The organism is Streptomyces sp. WM6386 (assembly GCF_000972385.1).
Taxonomy (GTDB): domain Bacteria; phylum Actinomycetota; class Actinomycetes; order Streptomycetales; family Streptomycetaceae; genus Streptomyces.
In genome coordinates this window covers 1-321 of record NZ_JXTE01000753.1, presented here as the reverse complement: position 1 = coordinate 321, position 321 = coordinate 1, and the positions used below count along the sequence as shown (strand labels likewise).

Genomic DNA, 321 nt, shown 5'->3' with positions numbered 1-321 from the left:
GAGGCGATCCCGCCCGAGCTGCTGGAGGCGGCCCGGATGGACGGGGCGAGCGAGGTGCGGACCTTCTTCCAGGTCGCGTTGCCGCTGCTGGCCCCGGGGATCGTGACCGTGCTGCTGTTCACCACGGTCGCCACCTGGAACAACTACTTCCTCCCGCTGATCATGCTGAAGGACCCGGACTGGTACCCGCTGACCCTGGGTCTGAGCGCCTGGAGCAACCAGGCGCAGACCATCGGCGGTGACGTCATCTTCAACCTGGTGATCACGGGCTCGCTGCTCACGATCATCCCCCTGATCGCCGCCTTCCTGTTCCTCCAGAAG

Annotated in this window: 1 protein-coding gene; it reads left to right on the top strand. The window is 66.0% G+C overall.

What is annotated here, in order from left to right; translation table 11 throughout:
• On the top strand, window positions 1-321 hold a 321-nt coding region (locus tag TN53_RS43525), incomplete at both ends, for a carbohydrate ABC transporter permease (RefSeq protein WP_046264469.1).